The sequence below is a fragment of the Methylobacterium amylolyticum genome (assembly GCF_030700245.1).
GTDB lineage: Bacteria > Pseudomonadota > Alphaproteobacteria > Rhizobiales > Beijerinckiaceae > Methylobacterium.
The window spans coordinates 1-21554 of the sequence record NZ_JAUYZI010000030.1; the positions used below are offsets into that span (position 1 = coordinate 1).

A 21554-nucleotide genomic window follows, 5' to 3' on the forward strand; every position below is an offset into this window, starting at 1 on the left:
TGCTGGGCGCACGTGCGACGCAAGTTCTTCGACGTGCACGCCGCGACCGGCTCGACCCTGGCGGCGGAGGCGCTGGCGCGGATCGGCGCGCTCTACGGCATCGAGCGCGGCCTGCACGGCAAGCCGCCCGACGCCCGCACCCGCGAGCGGCAGGCCCGCGCGAGGCCGCTGGCGGCGGCGCTGAAGGCATGGGCGGAGGCGAGCCTGTCCCAGGTGCCGGGTCGATCCGACCTGGCCAAGGCGTTGCGCTACATGCTGGCGCGCTGGACCGCGCTCACGCGCGCCTTCGACGACGGGCGCATCGCGCTCGACAACAACGCGGCCGAGCGGGCGCTGCGCGGCGTGGCGAGGGCCGGTTCATTGTGCATCCCTTTCTCAAGTCATTGATAGCATTGAGAGCTGCTTGTCAGTTACAGCCCGACACGGGCGATCTGTCCGCTCGATCGCGGCCTTGACCGCGTCATCGTCCAGATCCGAGGCCCGGATCTGGAAGGGTGCACCAGCTACGACCTGCTCGGCCGGGAGAACCCGGTCCCTGATCAGGCGACGGATGCGATGATTGGTGACGCCAAGCCGAGCGGCGGCCTCGGTCATGGTCAGCCAGCCGCTCGCCTTGTCGGCCGACAGGTAGGCGTGGATGCCATGAACCCGGCGCAGAGAGCTGACGCGGTGCGCCGTCCAGGTCTTGCCCTGGCCGGTTGGCAGGCCCATCCGGTTCAGCGACGCGGCGATGTCCTGGTCGGACCAGCGCGCAGCCATCGACCGCATCACGGCCAGCGCCTCGTCCGGCGTTCGGCAGCCGTGCTCTCCGGTCCGGGGCTTGCGGACACGAAGCGACGAGTGCTGGCCGCCGTGCCAATGGATGGTTAGGACCACCTCACGGTTCGCCTCGTCGACATCTGCGACGATGTCGACGATGAGGGCGCGCAGGAGTTGCTGGCGGGTGCGCGTGCTCACGCCCGGAGCATTCCACGCCGCCTGGAGGTCGTCGGCCAAGCCCATCAGATCCGGCATCGCGGCGGACCGATCCACCTCCGGCACCTCCAGATGGGCTTCACAGGCCGCCACGCGCCGGAGCGCGGCCTCCCAGTTCTTCTCAAGCTGAGCGGCGATCAGGCGGTTGTCTGGATCGCAGGCCGCGTAGCGTCGCTCGGCCAGCGAGGCCTCGTAGCGGGCCTGACGCAGATCCAGCTCCGCCAAGCGGCGGCGTTCGTCTCGGGCTTCCATGCGCATCCGCTCGGCATCCATCGCGGCCTCGACCGCCATCGGCGCCACCGCGACCAGGATCTCCTGCGCCACGGCGGCGTCAATCCGCGGACCGCCAAAGCTCATGCAGCGCGGGCGCCCCAGCATGAGGTTGGGACGGTCGCACCGGTACACGGGTCGGCGCGAGAGCCGCCCGGTGTAGGCCACAGCCAGCCGGCGACCGCACCGGGCACAGGTGAGCAGCCCCGGAAGCAGCGCGTGCCCACCGCGGCCCGACTTGGCCCCGCCGGGCCGGCCGTAGGCGTTGGCAGCCAGATACTCCTGGTTGCGCTCGTACTCCGCCCAGCCGATGTAGCCTTCGTGGTGCTCCTTGAGCAGGACATCCCAGCGTTCGAGCGGCAGGCCGTGACCGTAGCTCTTGCGCGCACGCCCGTCGACGATCGCGGTGCGCTTCTCACTTTTGCCGTAGGCGTAGACGCCTGCGTAGAACGGGTTCTTGAGCACCGTGATCACGTTGCGGTAGCGGATCGGCGTCCAGTCGAAGCTCACCCCCTTGCCGACCTCGGACGGGCGCGGGAAGTGGACGCGGTCAGCCGTCATGGCCAGCAGCACGCGGCGAGCACTGCCCAGCGCGCGGAAGCGGGCAAAGATCGCGCGGACGACCTCTTGGACGCGCAGGTCGGGATCGAGCCCGAGACCGACCTCTCGGTGCCAGACGTAGCCGACGGGCACACCGATGCGCAGCTCGCCCCGGCGGGCCTTGGCGCGGGCGGCCTCGAACATGCGGGCGCGCAGCAGGCCGAGTTCGAACTCGCTGATGCTGCCCTTCATGCCGAGCAACAGGCGGTCGTTGGGGCGGCAGGGATCGTACACGCCGTCGAGGTCGATCACCCGGGCGTCCACGAGACCGCACAGCTCCAGCAGATGGTGCCAGTCGCGGCCGTTGCGCGAGAGGCGAGAGGCGTCCAGGCACAGGATCGCGCCCACCGTCCCGGCGCAGAGGGCTGCCACGAGCCGGTCGAAGCCGGGCCGGGCCACCGCGCCGCCGGCGGAGCGGCCGAGATCGTCGTCGATGACCTCGACGTCGCGGAAGCCGTGGCGGCGGGCGACTGCGACCAGATCGTACTGGCGCCGACGGCTCTCCTGGTTGGCCAGGACCTGCCCCGGGGTGGATTGGCGCACGTAGACGATGGCCTTGCGGGTCAGCACCGCGACCGGGAGGGGCTCAGCGCTCGTCATGGGCGTGCTCCGGCGCGGGAAGACCGGTGGCCTCCAGCATCAGGCCGGCCAGCCTGGCGAGCACCAGACGGCGTTGCGCGAGACTCAGCCCCCGCAGCCGCGGGGCGTCGAAGCTCAGGAAGAGCTGGCGTGGGGCCGGGGGCGGCCGGGTCGATCTGGGCGGGTTGCGCATGCGGAGGCTCCGAGGCGACGGTGAGGTCGGCTCGGGAGCTTCGCCGATATCCGCGTTCGGCGAGCCACGCGTGCAGAGCTGAGAGGGCGCCCAGTCCCAGGCGCGGCAATCCCACCGTCAGGGTGGCACAAGTGACCGGATCCAGCATCCAGGCGGCCACGATGGTGACGACGCCGGGGGCCGCCTCGATCGAGGCGAACCGGCCATCACCGCGCTGCTGGATACCGTGGACGCGGACACGACGGCCGGCGAGAGGATGCCAGCGGTAGTGGACGACGGCATCCTCACCGACATGGGCAGAATGACCGTGAGATGGCGGTGGGGCGCAAGAACTACCTGTTCGCCGGCTCGGAGCGCGGGGCCGAGCGCGCTGCCGCCTTCTACACCCTGATCGAGAGCGCCAAGCTGAACGGGCTCGACAGCGAGGCGTATCTGCGCGACGTGCTCACCCGCATCGCCGACCATCCGGCAAAGCGGCTGGCCGACCTGCTCCCCTGGAACTGGACGCCGGCCCCGCCCGTCGCTCACGCTGCCTGACCGGAAGGCCCGCCGCCGAGCGCTTACGGACCTGGACGGCGTGAGGGATTTGCTCACGATCGTGCCGGACGACCCCGCTAACCCCTATCGGGAGACGGCCAGGGTGATGGCTGAGGCGGTCGCCGAACTCGACAAGCTGCTCGACGTGCTTAGTGGCTCGGCGCCGCCGCGAGGGTGATCACCCCGCGCGCCAACCCCAGTCCTCCCGCATCCGGCGGTAGTGCGCGAGCATGTCCTTGCGCACGTTGATAGCTTGGAGCCGCAGGCCGAGCATCGCAGGCCCAGGGCGATATCTGGGAAGGGTAGATCGGCCGGTATCCCGTCCGTGCTCACGATCGGATCGTGCCCGCAGGTGTTGCAGTTCGCCGCAGCCGTCGTTTCACCCTCGGCACGGGCGTCCCCGACAGTCGGCGGGATGATCATGGTCCCATCACGCTCATAGGCCCTGCGAGGGTTCCAGCCGATCACAACAGCCCGAGCTGGTGTGCGAGCTGCCATCCGAGCATAGCCCAGATCAACAGGCTTAAGCCCAGCAGGATCGCGCTTTCCCAGATCTGTCGCAGCGTCTTCTGACGGCCCATCACATCGATCTTCATCCGGGATCGGCAGGAGGATCGCCCATCAACCCAAGCGTTGACGGATGCGTTGCATGCCATCAAGCTGTGGCGTTCCTTCACGGAACACCGCCGGTCCAGCCTCTTGCCCCCCGAATTCCTGGGGCTGGGCCGGTGGGCTCAAGCGGTTCTGCGGAACCACGATCCTGGCACCCCATGACCATGGCCGGTGCAACCGGTTTCACTGTGGGTGGGGGTCAGGCGATTTTCTCACCGAGCAAACGGTAGACCGAAGCCCGACCGATCCCGAGACGGCGAGCGATCTCAGAGCCCCCCACCCCCTCCGCGGATAGCGCCCGGACGGCGGCGGCATCGATCGAGGCAGGCCGGCCCTTGTACACGCCCTCCGCCTTGGCCTTGGCGATACCCTCCAACTGCCGCTCGCGTCGTATGTTGGTCTCGAACTCCGCGAACACACCGAGCATGCCCAGGAATGCCTTGCCGGCGGCGCTCCCGGTATCGATGGGCTGTTCCGTGGCGCGGAGGGCAACGCCCTTGGTCTCCAGCTCGCGCACGATGCCGGCGAGGTCGGCGATCGAGCGTGCCAGCCGGTCGATACGGGTGACGACGATCGTGTCCCTCTTCCGAGCGAAGTCCATGAGGGTGCGCAGCTCAGAACGCCCCTCGATGGTGGCGCCGGAGCGCTTCTCTGCCCGGACCAGCTCGCATCCGGCGGCGTGCAAGGCGGCTTCCTGGACGCTCAGATCTTGATCGGTGGTCGATACGCGCGCGTAGCCATAGACGTGGCCGGCCGGGGCGGGGGCGTCCTGGGCCGAGGCGGGGTTGCGGGTGCGGATCTTCACGGGCGGGTGGGTCACTGGACGCTTCCTGTCTCGGATGCCTCTAGACCCTCACAATCTGCTGTCTTGAATATCCGAAGTCAATCCATACGAGACGGAGAATGTGTCTCGTGGCTGCGTCTCGTTGGGGTATACCCATCCGGTCAGAGGCTCCACGCTACTGCGTCGGTGACAGCATCGCGCTGACGGCGGGGTCCAGCGGCACGTCGAGCCGGCAGCGCAGGCCGTCCGCCTCGAAGGTCAGGTCGACCTCGCCCGCTAGCTCGCGCCGCACGCCCCCGGCGATCAGCCGCGTGCCGAACCCCGCCCGCGTCGGCGCCGCCACCGGCGGGCCGCCGCTCTCCCGCCACGCCAAGCGCAGCCGGTCCGCGCCCGACTCGCCCCGGGCGAGCGACCACACGACCCGCACCCGCCCCCCGGGGACGGACAGCGCGCCGTACTTGGCGGCGTTGGTGGCCAGCTCGTGCACCGTCATGCCCAGCGCCAGCACGTGCCGCGGCGGCAGCTCCACCTCCGGGCCGTCCAGGACGATGTGGTCCGGCCCCGCGCGGTAGGGCGACAGCTCGTTCTCCAGCATCTCGGTCAGCGACGCCCCGCTCCACTCATCCCGGGTGAGCAGGTCGTGGGTCTTCGACAGAGAGAGGATGCGCGCCTCCAAGCGCTCCCCCGGGGCCTCGCCGCCCCGGGTCGACTGCCGCGCCAGCGCCTGCACCGTGGCCAGCGTGTTCTTCACCCGGTGGTTCAGCTCGTGCAGCAGCGTGACCTGCCGCTCCTGCATCTCCAGCCCGCGGGCGACCTCGCCCTTCAGCTCGGCCTCGTTGCGCCGGAGCGTCCCGGCCATGGCGTCGAGCTTGACCCCGAGCTGCCCGAACTCGTCCCGCCCGGACAGACCCGTGCGGGCCGTCAGATCCCCCGTCTGCCACGCCGTAGCGGCCCGCAGCAGGCGCTCGAACGGGCGGCGGATGAACAGGCGCCCGGCCAGGAGCGCAGCGGCCACGGCGAGCGCGGCGCTCAGGCCGATCAGGATCAGCCCACGCCGCGCGGCCGCGTCGACGTCGGCGAAGGCCACGTCCCGGTCGCGCCCCACCGTGACCCACGCCCGTACCGCGGGGTTATTCGGTCGGGCGTTGGCCAGCACGCGCTCGCGCCCGTCGATGCCGAGGTCGAGGCGCACGCCCTCGCCCCGGTCGGCGAGCAGGGTCTGCCGCTCCGCCGGGATGGGGCGCCCGATCCAGTCGAGGCCATCCGGCCGACGGGCGATGATGACGTTGTCCGCGTCGGCCACCGTCAGAGAGGTGCTCGGCAGGCGCAGCGCCTGCTCCAGGTGCTGCGACAGCCACGCGAGGTCGACGGAGGCCACGACCACGCCGTCGACGGCGCCGTCTGCGCCCCGGACCGGCTCGGCGAAGTGGATCGAGTCCCTTCCGGTGGCGACGCCGCGGGCGTAGGTGCCCATGACGAAGCTGCCCTCGGCCAGCGCGCGGCGGTGGTAGGCGCGCGCGGCGTTGGTGTAGGCGCCGGGGGGCGAGCCGATGCTGTTGCACACCAACGTGCCGTCCGGGCGGGTGAGAGCCAGCAGATTGACGTGGGGCAGTGCGGCGGCGGCGCGGCGCAGGTAGTCGTTGCAGGCGGCGGGGTCGAGGCCGCGCACGCTCGGGTCCTGGGCGACGAGGTCGAGGGACTGGCGCACGCTCTCAGCGATCTGGGCGAGGTCGTCGGCCACGGCGCGGGCGGTGGCCATCGTGTCGGCACGCACCGCCTGATCGCGCGCGTTGCGCAGGACGACCTCGTTGTAGCCCTGGATCGCCAACGCCGGGGCGAGCGCGAGCAGGACCAGAAGCAGGATGCGGATCGTCAGAGACATCGCACGCCGCCGGTGGCGGAAGCTGCGTCGATCACAGTGTCCAGGGCACGCGTCGGCCGGAGGCGCGCCGCCTCGCGGGCGGGGTCCACGCCATCCCGCGTTTCGGGCATGCGGATAGCGATGTCCGACGGATCGATACCCGTCGAAAGCTTCATCTGCGTCGGCACCCACGCGGCTTCGACGGCGGCGACCGTCGACTGGGGAGGGCACCACCCCGCATCGTCAGAACGGACTTGGATGGTACGACCTCGCTCGCTCATGTCGCTTCGGGCGAGAACCCGGCGAGCGGGCCGACCACCTCGCAGACCAGACCCTCGCAACGGTAGTCCAATCTCACGCTCCCGCCGACCGCCCCGGCCAGCCCGCGCTCGATCAGCCGTGAGCCGAACCCTTTGCGCGGCGGTGGCATCACGGGCGGTCCACCGCGCTCCGACCACGTCAGACGGATCTCGTCCGTTCCCATGGCGGACGGCGCCACCGTCCAGTCGATGTCGACACGCCCGTCCGCCGTGCTGAGTGCCCCATACTTGGCCGCGTTGGTGGCCAACTCGTGCATCATCAGCGCCAGCGACAGCGCCGCCTTCTCGCCGCACACGACCGCCGGACCGTCAAGCCGGAACCGGCCGTGCCGTCCGTCGTCGTGGATCGCCAGCGCCTGCGCGATCACCGCCCGCATGTCAGCGCGCTCGCCCTCGCCGGCCATCAGGATGTCGTGCGCCTTGCCCAGTGCGATCAGCCGGGCGGCGAGCACCTCCTTGGCCGTGTCGAGATCGGACGCGCCGCGCATGGTCTGCGTGGCGATCGCCTGCACCATCGCCAGCGTGTTCTTCAGCCGGTGCGACAGCTCTTGGTTGAGCAGCGCCCGCCGCTCCTCCGCCCGCACCCGCGCCACGCCGACGTCGACCCGATCGGCCACCGCCCGCACGAAGGCGATCTCTGCCTCGTTCCAATCCCGCGGTTCGTGGTGGTGCACGAGGTAGATCGCCACCGTCCGTCCGCGCTCGCGCACCGGGATGTCGAGGAGCGCCGCCACGCCGATCGTGCGCCACTGCGCAACGTCCCCGGCGGTGCGTGGGTCGAGCGCCACGTCTGGGACGATCAGCGGCTCGCCGCGCAGCAGGCCGTCGAGGATGTCGCCGTAGTCGGCGAACCGGTGGACGCCGGCGATGCTGGCGTGCCCCTCCGCCATCCAGTCCGGCTCGACCCGCAGCGTGCCGGTGGTCGCGTCGATCAGGCCGAAGCTGACCCGGCTGACCCCCAGCGCCCGCCCGACGATCTCGGCGGCCGCCCGCGTCATCTCCGGGACGGCCCGCAGGTCGCGCAGGCGGTCGCCCAGGGCGAGCAGCGCCGCTTGGTGGGCGGCGGCCTCGCGTCGGTCGGTGATGTCGCGGGCCGCCCCCACGAAACGCACCGGTCGACCGTCTCCGTCGCGTTCGAGATCGCCCCGGCGGCCGATCCAGCGGACCGCGCCGGTGTCGGGACGACGGATGCGGTACTCGACATCGCGCGGGGCGTCGCCGCTCCCGCGGGTCGCAGCCGTCGAGACGAGGTGCGCGTCCTCCGGGACCACCAAGTCCTCGAACGCGGTGGAGGGATACGCGTCCCGGACCGGCAGGCCGTAGAGGCGGCAGAATTCCGGGGTCGGGCGGAGCGTGTTGTCCGACATCTCGACCGCGAACAGACCCACGCCGCCCGCCGCCTGCGCGCGGTGCAGGCCGGCCTCGGCTTCCGCCAGTGCCTTCCCGGCCAGGTGCTCCTCGGTGCGATCGCGCAGCACCTTCACGAAGCCCATGTGGCCCCCGCCTGCGTCGCGCAGCGGCATCATCTCGCCCGACGCCCAGAACCGGGCGCCATCCCGCTTGAGGTGCCAGCGCTCGTCCGAGGCGCGGCCGTGCTCCAGGGACAACCGCATCTCGACGCCGGCGCGGTCGCCGGCGCGGTCCTCCGGGGTGAAGATCCGCTCGATGGTCCCCCCGCGCATCTCGTCGGCCGTCCAGCCGAGGACGCGCTCGGCGCCGCTGTTCCAGTCGGTGACCCGGCCGTCGCGGTCGGTGACGACGATCGCGAACTGCGTCGTGCTGTCGAAGATCGCCCGCTGGCGCTGCGCGCCCGCGCTCAAGGACCGCAGGGCAGCGACTTCGCTCGCCTCGGTCAGCCCCACCGTGGCCAAGCCGGCGAACGCCACGACCAGCTCCAGGTCGTGCTCCGTGAATGCGTCCGGCCGGCTCGCCTGCAGCTTGAGCACGCCGAGCACGCGATCGCCGCGGACGACCGGCGCGTGCACGCCGGAGCGCAGCCCGATGATCGGGCGCAGATCCGCCTTCACCCGCGGGTCGGTCAAGGCGTCGGACAGCAGGATCGGTTCGCCAGTCCGTGCGCAGGCGCCCGACGTGCTGCCGTACAGCGGGACGCGCACGCCCCGGTGCGGGGCCAGGGTGCCGCCCACGGCACGGTATTCCAACTCCTGGCCGTCGAGCATCTCCATGACGCCGCCCTCGGCCGCGGGCACGGCGCGCATCGCCCCGTCGACCAGGGCGGCGAGGATGGCGTCGAGGTCACCCCCGCTCGCCGCGACGGTCCCTTGCGTGCGGCCGAGGGCCAGTCGGTCTCGGGTCGCCGTTCGCCGGTCCGCGAGGAGACCATCCCGCTCGGCCAGAGCGCGCCGCATCTCAAGTTGATCGACGACTTGGTCGGCCAGTCGTCTCAGACCCTCCTCCTGCGGCGCCGCCAGGCCGTCGGGGCGGGGGCGTCGATCGAGGACGCACAGCGTGCCCAGGACCTCCCCCTCCGCGGTCCGCAGCGGCATGCCGGCGTAGAAGCGCACGCCGCCCTCGCTGACCGCGGCGTTGCCTCTGTGTCCTTCAGCCAGCGTGTCGCGGATGACCAGGGGCGCTCCGGTGCGCACCGCGATCGGGCAGAAGCCGGCGTCGAGCGGCGCGTCGGGTCCGCCGTCGAAGCCCTCGCGCGCCTTGAAGAACTGTCGCGTACCGTCGACGAGGGTGACGAGCGCGGTGGGCGTCGCGCACAGGAGGGCGGCGACCCGGGCGAGGTCGTCGAACGCCCTCTCCGGCGGCGTGTCCATGACCGCGTAGGGATCGAGGGCACGCGAGCGGTCGGGAACGCGGGTCATGTGTCCCGGGTGAATGGCTGACGGGTGACCTGCTTGCGCCGCCGCTTGCCGGCGGCCTTGCGCAGGATCTGCGAGAGCTGCTCGACAGAGTACGGCTTGTGCAGAAGCTCGAACCCGTGGGTGCCGTCCTTCGCCAGGACGTGGCTGTAGCCCGAGGTCAGCACCATCGGGACGTCGTGGTACCGGCGGCGGACCTCCTGCCCCAGCTCGACCCCGCTCATCCCCGGCATCATCACGTCCGAGAACACCACGTCGAACCGGTCGGCGCCCTCGGCCAGCGCGGCCAGCGCCGCCGTGCCGTCCGCCGCCAGGGTGGGGACGTAGCCGAGGTCGCTCAGCGTCTGCACCGCGAAGGTGCCGACCTCGACGTTGTCCTCGACGACCAGCACCCGTGTGCCTTGACCGTCGATCAGCGCTTCGGTCTCCTCCTCCGCCTCGACCCGCGCGGGGGCCGACACCCGCGGCAGGAACAGGGTGAACGTGGTGCCCGTGCCTACCGTGCTCTCGACCGTCACGTCGCCCCCGGACTGCTTGGCGAACCCGATCACCTGGGACAGGCCCAGCCCGGTGCCCTTGCCCACCTCCTTGGTCGTGAAGAATGGCTCGAAGATCCGCTCGACCATACCCGCAGGGATGCCGCTGCCGGTGTCACCGAGCGAGACCGCCACGTAGGCCCCTGCGACGCGAGGATGGGAGCGGGTCGCCGGGACGGCCTCGACCACCCCCACTCGGATGTTGATCCGGCCCTCGCCGTTCATGGCGTCGCGGGCGTTGACCGCGAGGTTGACCAGCGCGGTGTCGAACTGGCTGGCATCGGCGTCGACGTAGCAGGGGACCGCCGGCAGGTCGGTGGCGATGTGCACGCGCGAGCCGGTCAGCGTGCGCATCATGTCGGCGAGGCCGCGCACGCCGTCGGCGGCATCGAACACCTCGGGCTTGAGCGCTTGGCGCCGGGCGAACGCCAGGAGCTGCCCGGTCAGCCTGGCCGCGCGGTCGACGGTGTCGGAGATCGCCCCGACGTAGCGGGCGCGGCGCTCCTCGGCGAGGTTGGGCCGTTTGAGTAGGTCGGTGGACGACTTGATGACGGTGAGCAGGTTGTTGAAGTCGTGCGCCACGCCCCCCGTGAGCTGGCCGATCGCCTCCATCTTCTGCGACTGGCGCAGCGCCTCCTCGGCCTGCAACAGGTCGTGCGCCTGCTCGGTCTCGACGGTCACGTCCCGCCCGTAGCAGTAGATCAGGCCGTTCTCCGGCGTCGTGATCCACGAGATCGTGCGGTAGGTGCCGTCCTTGTGGCGGTACTGGTTCCGGTGCGACGGCAGGGGCTCGCGCGTGGCCTGCCGCAGCGCGTCGCGCGACGCCGGATGCCCGTCCGGATGGGTGAACGCGAATAGGCTACGGCCGACCATCTCCTCAGGAGTCCAACCCAGCAGCCGTGTGGCGGACGGGCTCACGGCCCGCAGCACGCCGTCCGCGTCGATGACGACCTGGAGGTCCTGGGCGTTGCGCCAGACGCGGTCGCGCTCCTGCGTCCGCTCCGCCACCTGCCGCTCCAGGGAGGCGTTCAGGGCGCGCAGCTCGCCCTCGGCCACGCGCCGGGCGATCTCGACCTCGGTGCGGTCCATCACCCGCCGGGCGAAGGTCAGCTCGTCGGCGGTCCAGGCGTGCGGGACGCTGTAGTTCAGGCAGAACACGACCTTGAGGCGGCCGCGCTCCATCAGCGGCAGGTTGACCAGCGCTCGGACGTCCATGGCCCGGAAGCTCTCGACCTGGCCGGAGGTCCGGGGGTCGGTGGCGACGTCGGCGATGACGGCGTCCTCGCCGCGCCGCAGCTCCTCGATGTACGAGCCGTAGTCCTTGAAGTCGTGCACGCCCGCGATGCTGGGCTGACCGGGGGCGAGCCAGTCCGGCCGGACGACGATGCGCTGACCCGTCACGTCCATGTCGCCGTAGGCGACGCGCGAGAGGTCCAACGCCAGGCCGACCGTCTCTGCCGCCGCCAGCGCCATCTCCTCCGGGGTGTCGAGGCCCCGCAGGCGCTCGCTCAGTTCGCTCAGGACCGCGTCGAGCCGGCGCGAGGCCGCATCGAGCAGCACGCCGGGGAAGCGCAGCGGCGTGCCGTCCGGGCCGCGCTCGACGTGGCCGTTGGCCTCCAGCCAGTGGTACCGGCCGTCGTGGCGGCGGACGCGGTACTGGTGGGCGTAGCGCCCGCCGCGCTCGACCGCCTCCGTGATCGCGGCGGCCAAGCCCGCCTGGTCGGCGGGGTGGACCGTGGCGACGATCCGCGCCAGCGGGATGCCCTCGCGGCCGAGCGCCGGGTCCAGGCCGAACGCGGTTGCGAACGCCTCGTCCACGGTGAACCGGTCGGCTCGCAGGTCCCAGACCCAGGTGCCGATGATCGCCCCGGCCGACAGGGCCAGGCGTACGCGCTCGGCGTCCGCCTGCGCCACCGCGCGGGCCTGCTCCCCGGTGATGTCGCGGGCGACGCAGTAAAACCGGTCGCCTTCCGGCACGGCGGTCCAGGCCAGGGTGCGATAGTCGCCCCCGCGCGTGCGGAAGCGGTTCTCGAACGAGAGCGTCGGCGTACCGTGACCCGCCAGGCGCGCGATCTCGGCGCGGGTCCTCTCCCGGTCGTCAGGGTGCTCCAGCCATTCGGAAGTGCGACCGACCAGTTCGGCCTCGGTCCAGCCGAGCACCCGGGTCCAGGCCGGATTGACGCTCAGGAAGACCCCCGCAAGGTCGCTGACCATGAGCATGTCCTGGCTGACCCGCCAAATCTGGTTGCGCTCGGCTGTGCGCTCCTCGACCCGCTGCTCAAGCGTGGCGTTCTGCTCGCGTAGGCGCGTCTCCGCCCGCTTCAGGTCGGTCACGTCGCTGAACGTGCCGACCATCCGCCGCGCGCCGTCCGGGTCCTGGACGACGGCGCCGCTGCTCGCGATGGAACGCCGCGACCCGTCCGGGTGAACGATGTCGTAGTCGATGTCGATGACGCGCTTCAGATTACTTTCGTCGAACGGGACGCCCAGTCCCACGGCCGCCATCGCCTCGGCCCGCACGCGCTCCAACTCGTCCGGGGCCATGCGCGCGAAGACCTCCGCGTCGCGGACCGGGCCGTCCGGAGGCAGGGCGAAGATCTCCCGCGCCCGGGCGTTCAACTCCACGACGCCGGTCGCGGTGTGCCAATCGTAGCTGCCCAGCCGCGCCACCCTGAGCGCCGTCTCCAGCCGAGTTTTGATCCGCTCCTCGGACCGTTCGCTCGCCTTCTGCCGGGTCATCTCGGTGGCCAGCAGCAGCACGCCCGCGAAGTCGCCGGTTTCGCCCTGCACGGGGGAGAAGCCGTAGGTCCAGACGGTCTCCTCGTCCCGGCCGTGGCGGCGCATCGTCAACGGCAGGTTCTCGATGGCGAAGCCTTCGCCCGTGCGCAGCACCTCCGCCACCTGGGGGCCGAGCACGGGGGCGATGTCGGCCAGCGCCTCCGGCATCGGGCGGCCGAACGCCCAGGGGTGCCGGTCGCCCAGGGCCGCGGCGTAGGCGTCGTTGTAGAGCAGCCACTGCCGCTCCCCCCAGTACAGGGCGGCGATGCCCTTGGCGTTGAGTACCAGGGAGAGGGCGAAGCGCAGCGACTGCGGCCACGTCGCGTAAGCGCCCAGCGGTGTGGCCGACCAATCCGTCTCGCGGACGCGCCGACCCATCGCGCCGCCGCCCGCCATCGGCGGGACCGGATGAGTGCGAGCGGCCGAGACCTCGGCGGTCGAACTCATCTCTCAGGCCCGGCCTTCCGCCACTGGGGGTTTGGCCCGCCCGGCCAAGTCTCGCGCCTCCTCGCGGTCGAGCAAGCGCAGCGCGGCGCGCACGACCTCGCTGGTGCTGGCGAAGCGGCCGGAGTGCAGGCAGGCCCGGATCAGGTCCTCCTGCTCCGGCGTGATCGAGACGGTGATGGTCCGGCGCACGGGCATGGCCCGGCTGTGCCCTGTGGGGGATCTGCTTACAAGGCTGCCGCTCATCACATGCGCGGCACCGGGGCAGGGTGAAGACCTTGACGTTCCGTAACTCCCGCTTGTGCGAAGGGCGAGGACACCCCGAGCAGCAGGTCAAGCTTGGGCATTCAGTGAAACCGGTTGCATTCAAGCAAGGTGCCAAGACCCGCCTCGACGGTCGGCTGACTACACCCGGGGCTAGAAGGTGCGCCATCCGGAGGGGGCGTTTCCTTCTACCTATGTAGCGGAAAGATCCGGAAAGGGTTTTGGGGTTTGATAGCCCAATTCAGGCCACGCGGATTGCCTTTACACGTCGTCGCCAAGCATCCGATCGTCCGCGCTGCAACCAGTCTTACCCTATTCCCACCACATGATGAGATCGGCGCGTCCGTGGGATGCAACAGCTCCAGGTTACTCTTCAGGGCGGGAAATGTTCCGTTCCCATCGCGGGACGGGCCTCATTGAGAGCTCTAACTAGTCGGACGACCGCCCCGTAGTGCGGGCTAAGACGGTAGTGGATCACGTTCCGCGTCTGGGCTGATCGGACCCGAACGATCAGGCGACGCCTGACCATCTGCGGAACCAACCGATCGAGGTCGACGTGCCCCGTGGGGATGAGCCCCCCATGCGCCAGCAGGAGGTTGAGCACCCGCGTCAGAAGAGGGCCGGTGCCGCAGATAGCCGACAAGGTGCTGATGAACACGACGAGCTGGGCGCGGGTCGGCCTTCCCCGCGGGATGCTCTCTTGAAACTCGGAAATCCATTGAGCCAAACGCCCAGCGGACTCCGCGGAGATGTCCTGGAGCAGGTCGGCCATCCCGTTCGGATGCTTGGCATACTCGGTGGAGCTCAGGCCGGCGATGGTAGCGGGCGTCTTCTCGTAGCGGATCTCGGCGCGCACGCGATCGAGCGTCTTGGCATAAAGGACCAAGTAGGCTCCCTTCCGACCCAGGCTCATCGACAAGGATCGCGCGTTGTCCCGACGGACCGTTTCGGCACGCACACGCTTCTCGTAGAGGCGGACCTTGACCTCGCGGCTCAGGCTCAGCGCGTAGGGTTCGACGCGGCGAACGGCTTCGACGGCGTCGTCGACCGCGTACTCGTGGTAGAACTCGGTCTGCTGAAGGCTCCACCGTTCGGGCGGGGGCAGGTCCAACAGATATTCGAACTTGTCTGCGCCATCCTCCTGCTCGGCACCGACATCGTAGACGGTGCCAATCGCGCGGGACATGCACTCGACGACGCGCTGCGCGTATGCCTGGCAGAACCTCGGCCAATCCAGACGGATCGCCGCCGCGATCAGGCCGTCCGGGATGACGTTGTCCGAACCGTCGAGGGTACGCCCCCGCAACGCTCCGGCGCGATCAGACGACGCTTCTAGACTCAAGGTGTGCAGGGCAGGGACAGCGCCCGCCACGACCTCGGGAGCCATGTGCGCGAACAGGCGGGTGGGGTTCAACGTGATGTCGGCTCGCCCAATGTAAGGATGGGTGTGCTCCTGCGCGCGCCTTCGGACACCGGTTGGCCTTGAGCGAGTTCGCCAGAATGACAGCGTCGTACTGAAGAGCCACTGACTTCCCTTGAACTCGATCATGTTCAGTCCGGCCGGCGTTTGCCCGAACTGGAACGGCCCAACGCCCTTTCGCTCCTTCAGGTACGTATAGAGGTCCCCCGTGGTGCGGCGAATGCCGATGACTGGCACGTGGAAGCGGACGCGATCGATCCAGAAGGGGTCACGCTCGGCGTTCTGCGCAGTGAAACCGGTTGCACTGGCGGAGAATGTCCGGAGGGATTGGACACGCTCGCGATACCGTTGGATCGGACTCGTAGGCTCAGGCATGCGGAATGGCGAAACCAGTGGGCTTCTATAGAGGGAGAGGGCGACGGGTCGCACCGTATCGGATCCCCGCGCAAGTGGGGCTGAAGGGCGACCACCTGACGAACGCCAAGGGTTGGCTCAAAGGGCGAGCGGATCTGTGCGGTTGCTGACTGCTACACTCTGGTGCTACACCAGGGGAGCAGACGCTCTCTCTAAGTTGTTGATTTTATTGGGATGAACGGCGAGGGACGATTGTCCCACCCCTTCCGCCACGCGGACGTCGCCCGCGTCGCGGATCGGTGCCGCGGAGGCGAACCCGTCGCCCGTGATCTCGCGGGACCGTGGCTGGGGCCTCGGCCGCGATCGGGCCGCCGTCAGGGCCGCACCGCGGGCGTCTCGACCGGCAGGGGCGCGGCGCGCGCCGCGAGGTAGAGTTCCAGCGCCACGAATTCCGGGGATCCGTAGGCGAAGGGTTCAGCCCGCATCCCGGTCATGCAGTTGCGCAGACGCCGCTGGAGCGAGCCGAGCCCCTGCCATTCGAGGCGGTAGAGCGGATATCCGGTCGGATGACCCTGCGGGATCGCCGCGGCGCCGAGGCGCCGTCCCCAATTGTCGTCGTGGCAGATCGCGCAGGACAGGCCGAGCTGGCCCATCCGCCCGGCGAACAGGGCGCGCCCCTCGGCCCGGCCGCGATCGAGGCGGGGATCGGCGGGCGGGCGGATCGGCTCGCCGCGGGACTGGAGGGCGACGAAGGCGGTCAGTGCCAGGAGGTCCGGGCTCTCGTAGGCCGGCGGGACCGCGCCCTGCCGGTCGCGCCGGCACTGCCGGATCCGGTCCTGGAGGTCGATCGGCCGGTCGCTCCGCGCGTCCCAGGCCGGGTAGCGCGCGGCCACCCCGCGCAGGCCGGTGCCGTCCGCGCCGTGGCAATCGGCGCAGGCGGGCGCCCCGGCCGCGGGCGGCCGCGCCCACAACTCGGCCCCGTCGGCCACCGCGAGCATGCCGGGATTGGCGGTGTCGTCCCGCTGTATCGCCCGGGTCTCGGCGCCCATCTGGTCGAAGCCGGAGCGCCGGTCGGCGGGGGCGATCTCGCCGGCCCCGGCCGCGGAGGCCGCGAGCAGGAGCGCGGCGAAGACGGCCGGCGCGGGGTGCGGCATCGCCGGGCCTCAGCCCACCGTGATCGCGGCGGTCTCGGTCTGGTCGAAGCCGTTGTCGCCCTGCCACGTGAAGCTGAAACGGCCGCTGCGCGTCGCGGTCCAGGTGAAGGTCAGGTACGGGTTGGCGGCGGAGGCGGGGAAGAGTTCGGCGCGGAAGATCTCCTCGCCCTCGAAGCGGCAGACGAAGGCGGTGACGATGTTGCGCGGCAGGATGCGGCCGTCGGGGCCGGGGCGGAAGCCCGTCTCCATCGGGTGGGAGAGCAGCGTCTTGATCGTCACGACAGCGCCGGGCTCGGCGGTCTTGGGCAGGTTGATCAGGGTGCGGGCCATGGCGGCTCAGCCCTCCAGGCAGGCGGCGAGGGTCACGATCGCGTCCGCGCTGCCGGACCAGTAGGTGCCGTCGCTCATCTCGGCGATGGCGGTGATGCGCTGCGTGTCGGCGAGCCGGATGCGGGTGGCGACCTGGGCACGCCCGGCGCCCGGCCGCAGGTGGACCGTGACGACGTTCGGTTGCGGGTTCCGCTCGTTGAACACGCCGATGCGCCGCACGTGGTCGTCCGGCGTCATCGGGCTCTCGACCGTCACGCCGAGCGGCACCGTGTTGCCGTTCTCCACGAGCGGGGGCAGGTCGAGGGCGACCCGGCCCGGACGGATCCGCGCGCTGCCCGCGAAGCGGCGGATCGCGTCCTCGGTGGTCTCGGTGCGCGGCAGCGACGCGCCCACCGCCGGACGCAGCGTCACCGCGAGCGCGAGCCCGGCCGTGCCGGCCAGGACGCGGCGGCGATCCGGCTGCTTCTCCCTCATGGCGTCCTCACGGCTTCGCATCGGTGCCGGCATCCCGCAGCGTCCCGAGGAAGGCGACCACGTCCTCGATCTCGGCGGCATCGAGGATCGGCCGGTCCCGCCACGCCCTGCCGACGCGGGCGAGGCCCTCCAGGCTGTAGTAGGATGGCATGATGGTGTCCGGGTTCAACACCCGGCCATCCACCAGCCGCAGCCGCAACGCGCCCGGGCTGCGCCGCGCGCCGACGCCCGCGAGGTTCGGGGCGAGATCGCCCTGGAACCGCTCCTCGGGAAACGGCCCGGCATGGCAGAGCAGGCAGAGTCCGCGGGTGCGGTCGGCGACGATCGCCCGGCCGCGCGCGGGATCGCCCGGCGCCCCGGTGAGCGAGGCGGGGATCGCGTCGCCGACGACCGCGTAGGGCCGCAGGCCGCCCTCGGCGCGCGCCGTGGCGGCCATCAGCGACAGGGCGAGGCCGGCGGCGAGGCGCGGCCTCACCCGAACACCGCGCCGGTGATCGTCCGATACCAGCTCTCGGCGTAGGCGGCCTCCCGGGCGCGCACGGCGGCCGGCGCGTCCGGCGGGCTGATGCCGCCCGCGCCCGGCACGTCCGCCAGCAGGCCGTCGGTCGGACGGAACACCCCGGCGACCGAGATGCCGTAACCCGGCGCGACGAGGCTGTAGCAGGTGTTGATCAGCCGCGGGCTCTCGGGCTCGCGCCCGTCGAGGAGGTCCAGCACCGCCTGCGCGCAGACCTTGCCCTGGGCGTTGGCCGAGAAGGCGGATTTGGGCATCGCGCCGGCGATCGCCGCGTCGCCGATCACGTGGATGCCGGGGACGAGGCGCGATTCGAAGGTCACCGGGTCGATCGGGCACCAGCCGCTGCGGTCGGCGCAGCCGGCGCGCGCGGCGATGCGCCCGGCCCGCTGGGGCGGGATGATGCAGGCGACGTCGGCCTTGTAATCGGCGAAGTCGGTGCGCACGATCATCGCCGCGGGATCGACGGCGGCGACCTGTCCGCCCGAGGCCAGCGGCACGTATTCCAGCACGTCCGGGTACAGGGCGGCCCAGGCCGGCTCGAACAGCTTCTGCTTGGAGAAGCTGTCCTTCGCGTCGAGCAGGATCAGCTTGGCCCGCGGCTTCCGGGTCTTGAGGAAGTGGGCGATAAGGCTGGCCCGCTCGTAAGGGCCGGGCGGGCAGCGGTAGGGGTTGGCCGGCGCGGAGAGCACGACGGTGCCGCCCTCCGGCATCGCCGCGAGCTGGCGCGCCAGCAGGACGGTCTGCTCGCCCGCCCTCCAGGCATGGGGCATGGCGGTCACCGCGTCCGCGTCGTAGCCGGGCAGCACGTCGAAGCGCAGGTCGATGCCGGGCGACAGGACGAGGCGATCGTAGGGCAGGGCGGTGCCGTCGCCGAGGTCGACGCGCCGGGCCGCCGGATCGACCCCGCTCGCGGTTCCGCGCACGAGCCGGAGCCCGGCGCGCCCGAGCGCGTCGTAGCCCAGCACCTGGGCGTCGATGCCCCGCAGGCCGGCGATCACCGCGTTGCTGAACGGGCAGGACACGTAGGCCTCGGAGGCCTCGACCAGCGTCACGTCGGCGCCGCCGCGGGCGAGCTCGCGCGCCGCGGTCGCCCCTCCGAAGCCGCCGCCGACGACCACGACGCGCGGGCGCGCGCCGCCGAGCGCCGGGCGCGCCAGGACGGAGGCCGCCGCCCCGCCGAGCACGGAGCGGCGCGTCGCCCCGGGCGCGCGGTCCGCCGCGCCGCCCATCAGCGCGCGCCCCGCGCGGCGAACCAGGCGGCGACGGCCCGGCTCTCGCGCTCGTCGAACCCCGTGGCGATGCGGTTCATGATCGTGGCCGGGCGCGCGCCGGAGCGGAACGCGGCGAGCGCGTCCGCGATCTCGGCCTCGGTCCGCCCGTCGAGCGCGCCCATCGCCGCGCCCGCCGCGTGGCAGCCGGTGCAGGAGGACGCCCCGGCGGGGGGACGCGCCGCGTCCGACCGCGCCGGGACGGATCCGAGCGCGGCGACGACGGCGAACAGGCTCGCGGAATGCGCGGCCCTCATGCCCGGCGCAGATCCGTGTCCCTGAGCGGCAACTGACGCACCCGCTTGCCGGTCGCCGCGAACACCGCGTTCAGCACCGCGGGCGCCGCCACCGCGATCGTCGGCTCGCCGACACCGCCCCAGAACCCGCCCGACGGCATGATGATCGCCTCGACCGCCGGCATCGCGTCCATGCGCATGACCGGGTAGGTGTCGAAGTTCGTCTGCTCGATCCGCCCGTCCTTGACCGTGCACGCCCCGTAGAGCGCCGCCGACAAGCCGTAGACGAACGAGCCCGCGATCTGCGCGTCGATCTGCTGCGGGTTGACGGCATGGCCCGGATCGGTCGCGGCCACGATGCGGTGGATCTTCAGCGCGCCGGACTCCGAGACCGAGACCTCGGCGGCGCCCGCGACGTAGCTGCCGAACCCCATCGTCTGGCACAGGCCGCGCTGGACGCCCTCGGGCGGCTGCGTGCGCCAGCCGATGCGGTCGGCCACCGCTTCGAGCACGGCTCGGTGCTTTGGGTGCGCCCCCATCAGCTTCAGCCGGAAATCGAGCGGATCCTGGCCGGCGGCGTGGGCCAGCTCGTCCAGGAAGCATTCGAGGTAGATCGCGTTCGGGTTGAGGTTCACGCCGCGCCAGAAGCCCGGGATGATGTGCGGGTTGCGCATCGCGTGGTCGATCAGGAGGTTCGGGATCGTGTAGCCGATCGCCGCCTCCGGCCCGCTCGGGTTGAGCCCCTGGAAGGTCACGGGATCGCGCCCGTTGACCATGCGCTGCGGCGCGATCGACGCCAGGATCGACTGGCCCGAGATGCGCATGTGCAGGCCGGTGAGGTTGCCGTCCGCGTCCAGCGCGGCGCGCAGGCGGCACTGCGTGACCGGGTGATACCGGCCGTGGGTCATGTCCTCCTCGCGGGTCCAGATCAGCTTGATCGGGGTGCCCGGCATCTCCCGCGCGATCAGGACCACCTGCCGGACCCAGTCGTGGGTCGCGCCGCGGCGCCCGAACCCGCCGCCGAGATGGATCTTGTAGACCTCGCACCGGGTCGCCGGCAGGCCGGCCGCGTCGGCGGTCGCCGCGAGCGCCGCCTCGCCGTTCTGGGTGGGCGTCCAGACCTCGCAGCGCTCCGGCGTCCACACCGCGGTGGCGTTCATCGGCTCCATCGTGGCGTGGTTCTGGAACGGCACGCCGTAGACCGCCTCGACGACCTTGGCCGCCCCCTTCAGAGCGCCCTCCACGTCGCCGGCCTTGTTGCCGACGAAGGCGTCCGGCGCGTCGAGCCCCTCGCGCAGCGTCGCGGCGATGCTCGCACTCGATACGGCCGCGTTGGGTCCCTCGTCCCAGGTGATCGGCAGGGCGTCGAGGGCGGTCTTGGCGCGCCAGAACGTATCGGCCACCACGGCGACCGCGCTGTCGCCGACCTGGAGCACCCGCTTCACGCCGGGCAGTCCCGAGACCGCCGCGGCGTCGAAGCTCTTCACCGTGCCGCCGGTGACCGGGCAATCGCGGATCGCCGCGTTGAGCATGCCGGGCAGCGTGAGATCGAGGCCGTAGATCTGGCTGCCGTCGAGCTTGGCCAGGGTGTCGAGGCGCTTGAGCGGCTTGCCCGCGATGGTCCAGTCCCGGGGGTCCTTCAGCACTACGTCGCCCGGCGGCTCCAGCTTCGCCGCCTCGGCGGCGACGGCGCCGAAGGTGGTGCTGCGACCGGAAGCGGCGTGCGTGATCACGCCCCGCTCGACCTGACAGGCGGCGGGCGGCACCCCCCAGCCCTTGGCGGCGGCGGCGACCAGCATGGTGCGCGCGGCGGCCCCGCCCTTGCGCACGTACTCGTGCGAGTCGCGCATGCCGCGGCTGCCGCCGGTGGAGAAATCGCCCCAGACGCGCTTGCGCGCCAGGTTCTGGCCGGGGGTGGGATATTCCGTGGTGACCCGGCTCCAGTCGCAGCCGAGTTCCTCGGCCACGAGCTGCGCGAGGCCGGTGAGCGTGCCCTGGCCCATCTCGGAGCGGGCGATGCGGATCACGACGGTCTCGTCCGGCCTGACCACGACCCAGGCGTTCACCTCCGGCGCGGCCGGCGCCGCGCCGAGAGTCTCCCCGCGCGCGGGCGCGAAGGGCACGTGGAAGCCGAGGCTGAAGCAGCCGGCCGCCGCGGCGGCTCCGGTGATCCAGGCGCGGCGCGTGGGGCGGGCGGAGTGCGTGTCGCCGGTCATCGCC

At 71.5% G+C, this 21554-nt stretch carries 18 protein-coding genes and 2 pseudogenes; 3 read left to right on the forward strand and 17 right to left on the reverse strand.

Going from position 1 to position 21554, the window contains the following annotated elements; genetic code table 11:
* Window positions 1-348, forward strand: a pseudogene (locus tag Q8W71_RS20160) (IS66 family transposase); the annotation flags it as partial.
* A gap of 27 nt (window positions 349-375) precedes the next feature.
* Here Q8W71_RS20160 and Q8W71_RS20165 read toward each other — a convergent pair.
* Both Q8W71_RS20165 and Q8W71_RS20170 read right to left on the reverse strand, forming a co-directional pair.
* Window positions 376-2445, reverse strand: coding sequence for a recombinase family protein (locus Q8W71_RS20165; RefSeq protein WP_305527194.1), 2070 nt, complete (start codon window positions 2443-2445; stop codon window positions 376-378).
* Window positions 2432-2617, reverse strand: coding sequence for a hypothetical protein (locus tag Q8W71_RS20170; protein ID WP_305527195.1), 186 nt, complete (start codon window positions 2615-2617; stop codon window positions 2432-2434). The genes Q8W71_RS20165 and Q8W71_RS20170 overlap by 14 nt, the downstream gene beginning before the upstream one ends.
* 306 nt (window positions 2618-2923) lie before the next feature.
* Between Q8W71_RS20170 and Q8W71_RS20175 the strand changes: the two are divergent.
* Window positions 2924-3154, forward strand: a pseudogene (locus Q8W71_RS20175) (transposase domain-containing protein); the annotation flags it as partial.
* A 40-nt stretch (window positions 3155-3194) separates the two neighbouring features.
* A complete protein-coding gene (locus tag Q8W71_RS20180) occupies window positions 3195-3332 on the forward strand; it encodes a hypothetical protein (RefSeq protein WP_305527196.1) in 138 nt (45 codons plus the stop codon).
* Between the two features lie 286 nt (window positions 3333-3618).
* On the opposite strand, the gene Q8W71_RS20185 is transcribed toward Q8W71_RS20180, so the two are convergent.
* The 15 genes from Q8W71_RS20185 to Q8W71_RS20255 all read right to left on the reverse strand — a co-directional run bounded on the left by Q8W71_RS20185 (window position 3619) and on the right by Q8W71_RS20255 (window position 21550).
* Complete coding sequence (locus Q8W71_RS20185) at window positions 3619-3750, reverse strand: hypothetical protein (RefSeq protein WP_305527197.1); 132 nt, start codon at window positions 3748-3750, stop codon at window positions 3619-3621.
* A gap of 215 nt (window positions 3751-3965) precedes the next feature.
* Window positions 3966-4565, reverse strand: a complete 600-nt coding sequence (locus Q8W71_RS20190; RefSeq protein ID WP_305527268.1) for a recombinase family protein — start codon at window positions 4563-4565, stop codon at window positions 3966-3968.
* Window positions 4566-4725: 160 nt separating this feature from the next.
* Window positions 4726-6432, reverse strand: coding sequence for a sensor histidine kinase (locus tag Q8W71_RS20195; RefSeq protein ID WP_305527198.1), 1707 nt, complete (start codon window positions 6430-6432; stop codon window positions 4726-4728).
* Window positions 6423-6599: a hypothetical protein gene (locus tag Q8W71_RS20200; protein WP_305527199.1), complete on the reverse strand. Its 177-nt coding sequence runs from the start codon at window positions 6597-6599 to the stop codon at window positions 6423-6425. Before Q8W71_RS20200 ends, Q8W71_RS20195 begins: the two co-directional genes overlap by 10 nt.
* An 89-nt stretch (window positions 6600-6688) precedes the next feature.
* Window positions 6689-9562 carry a GAF domain-containing protein gene (locus tag Q8W71_RS20205; protein WP_305527200.1) on the reverse strand — a complete coding sequence of 958 codons (2874 nt, stop codon included), beginning with the start codon at window positions 9560-9562 and terminating at the stop codon, window positions 6689-6691.
* The gene (locus Q8W71_RS20210; protein ID WP_305527201.1) at window positions 9559-13320 is read right to left on the reverse strand and encodes a PAS domain-containing protein; all 3762 of its coding nucleotides are present in this window, start codon (window positions 13318-13320) and stop codon (window positions 9559-9561) included. Before Q8W71_RS20210 ends, Q8W71_RS20205 begins: the two co-directional genes overlap by 4 nt.
* A gap of 3 nt (window positions 13321-13323) precedes the next feature.
* On the reverse strand, window positions 13324-13515 hold the full coding sequence (locus tag Q8W71_RS20215) for a type II toxin-antitoxin system ParD family antitoxin (RefSeq protein WP_305527202.1): 192 nt from the start codon (window positions 13513-13515) through the stop codon (window positions 13324-13326).
* Window positions 13516-13954: 439 nt separating this feature from the next.
* Entirely contained in the window at window positions 13955-15376 is a 1422-nt protein-coding gene (locus Q8W71_RS20220) for a hypothetical protein (protein ID WP_305527203.1), read from the reverse strand.
* Between the two features lie 353 nt (window positions 15377-15729).
* The gene (gene soxA / locus Q8W71_RS20225; protein ID WP_305527205.1) at window positions 15730-16509 is read right to left on the reverse strand and encodes a sulfur oxidation c-type cytochrome SoxA; all 780 of its coding nucleotides are present in this window, start codon (window positions 16507-16509) and stop codon (window positions 15730-15732) included.
* A 9-nt stretch (window positions 16510-16518) separates the two neighbouring features.
* Window positions 16519-16839, reverse strand: coding sequence for a thiosulfate oxidation carrier complex protein SoxZ (locus Q8W71_RS20230; protein ID WP_305527206.1), 321 nt, complete (start codon window positions 16837-16839; stop codon window positions 16519-16521).
* A 6-nt stretch (window positions 16840-16845) separates the two neighbouring features.
* Window positions 16846-17313: a SoxY-related AACIE arm protein gene (locus tag Q8W71_RS20235; RefSeq protein ID WP_305527207.1), complete on the reverse strand. Its 468-nt coding sequence runs from the start codon at window positions 17311-17313 to the stop codon at window positions 16846-16848.
* 7 nt (window positions 17314-17320) lie between these two features.
* Window positions 17321-17749: a sulfur oxidation c-type cytochrome SoxX gene (gene soxX / locus Q8W71_RS20240; protein WP_305527269.1), complete on the reverse strand. Its 429-nt coding sequence runs from the start codon at window positions 17747-17749 to the stop codon at window positions 17321-17323.
* Window positions 17750-17784: 35 nt separating this feature from the next.
* On the reverse strand, window positions 17785-19059 hold the full coding sequence (locus Q8W71_RS20245) for an NAD(P)/FAD-dependent oxidoreductase (protein ID WP_305527208.1): 1275 nt from the start codon (window positions 19057-19059) through the stop codon (window positions 17785-17787).
* Window positions 19059-19355: a c-type cytochrome gene (locus Q8W71_RS20250; protein ID WP_305527209.1), complete on the reverse strand. Its 297-nt coding sequence runs from the start codon at window positions 19353-19355 to the stop codon at window positions 19059-19061. The genes Q8W71_RS20245 and Q8W71_RS20250 overlap by 1 nt, the downstream gene beginning before the upstream one ends.
* On the reverse strand, window positions 19352-21550 hold the full coding sequence (locus tag Q8W71_RS20255; RefSeq protein WP_305527210.1) for a xanthine dehydrogenase family protein molybdopterin-binding subunit: 2199 nt from the start codon (window positions 21548-21550) through the stop codon (window positions 19352-19354). Before Q8W71_RS20255 ends, Q8W71_RS20250 begins: the two co-directional genes overlap by 4 nt.
* Window positions 21551-21554 lie beyond the last annotated feature (4 nt).

What these genes read in the sequence shown, in the direction of transcription:
- Q8W71_RS20235 (WP_305527207.1), bottom strand. Translation starts at nt 17,313, where the DNA reads ATGAGGGAGAAGCAGCCGGATCGCCGCCGCGTCCTGGCCGGCACGGCC.
- Q8W71_RS20185 (WP_305527197.1), bottom strand. Translation starts at nt 3,750, where the DNA reads ATGAAGATCGATGTGATGGGCCGTCAGAAGACGCTGCGACAGATCTGG.
- Q8W71_RS20215 (WP_305527202.1), bottom strand. Translation starts at nt 13,515, where the DNA reads ATGCCCGTGCGCCGGACCATCACCGTCTCGATCACGCCGGAGCAGGAG.
- Q8W71_RS20165 (WP_305527194.1), bottom strand. Translation starts at nt 2,445, where the DNA reads ATGACGAGCGCTGAGCCCCTCCCGGTCGCGGTGCTGACCCGCAAGGCC.
- Q8W71_RS20220 (WP_305527203.1), bottom strand. Translation starts at nt 15,376, where the DNA reads ATGCCTGAGCCTACGAGTCCGATCCAACGGTATCGCGAGCGTGTCCAA.
- soxX (WP_305527269.1), bottom strand. Translation starts at nt 17,749, where the DNA reads ATGGCCGCCACGGCGCGCGCCGAGGGCGGCCTGCGGCCCTACGCGGTC.
- Q8W71_RS20255 (WP_305527210.1), bottom strand. Translation starts at nt 21,550, where the DNA reads ATGACCGGCGACACGCACTCCGCCCGCCCCACGCGCCGCGCCTGGATC.
- Q8W71_RS20230 (WP_305527206.1), bottom strand. Translation starts at nt 16,839, where the DNA reads ATGGCCCGCACCCTGATCAACCTGCCCAAGACCGCCGAGCCCGGCGCT.
- Q8W71_RS20210 (WP_305527201.1), bottom strand. Translation starts at nt 13,320, where the DNA reads ATGAGTTCGACCGCCGAGGTCTCGGCCGCTCGCACTCATCCGGTCCCG.
- Q8W71_RS20250 (WP_305527209.1), bottom strand. Translation starts at nt 19,355, where the DNA reads ATGAGGGCCGCGCATTCCGCGAGCCTGTTCGCCGTCGTCGCCGCGCTC.
- soxA (WP_305527205.1), bottom strand. Translation starts at nt 16,509, where the DNA reads ATGCCGCACCCCGCGCCGGCCGTCTTCGCCGCGCTCCTGCTCGCGGCC.
- Q8W71_RS20205 (WP_305527200.1), bottom strand. Translation starts at nt 9,562, where the DNA reads ATGACCCGCGTTCCCGACCGCTCGCGTGCCCTCGATCCCTACGCGGTC.
- Q8W71_RS20245 (WP_305527208.1), bottom strand. Translation starts at nt 19,059, where the DNA reads ATGGGCGGCGCGGCGGACCGCGCGCCCGGGGCGACGCGCCGCTCCGTG.
- Q8W71_RS20195 (WP_305527198.1), bottom strand. Translation starts at nt 6,432, where the DNA reads ATGTCTCTGACGATCCGCATCCTGCTTCTGGTCCTGCTCGCGCTCGCC.
- Q8W71_RS20170 (WP_305527195.1), bottom strand. Translation starts at nt 2,617, where the DNA reads ATGCGCAACCCGCCCAGATCGACCCGGCCGCCCCCGGCCCCACGCCAG.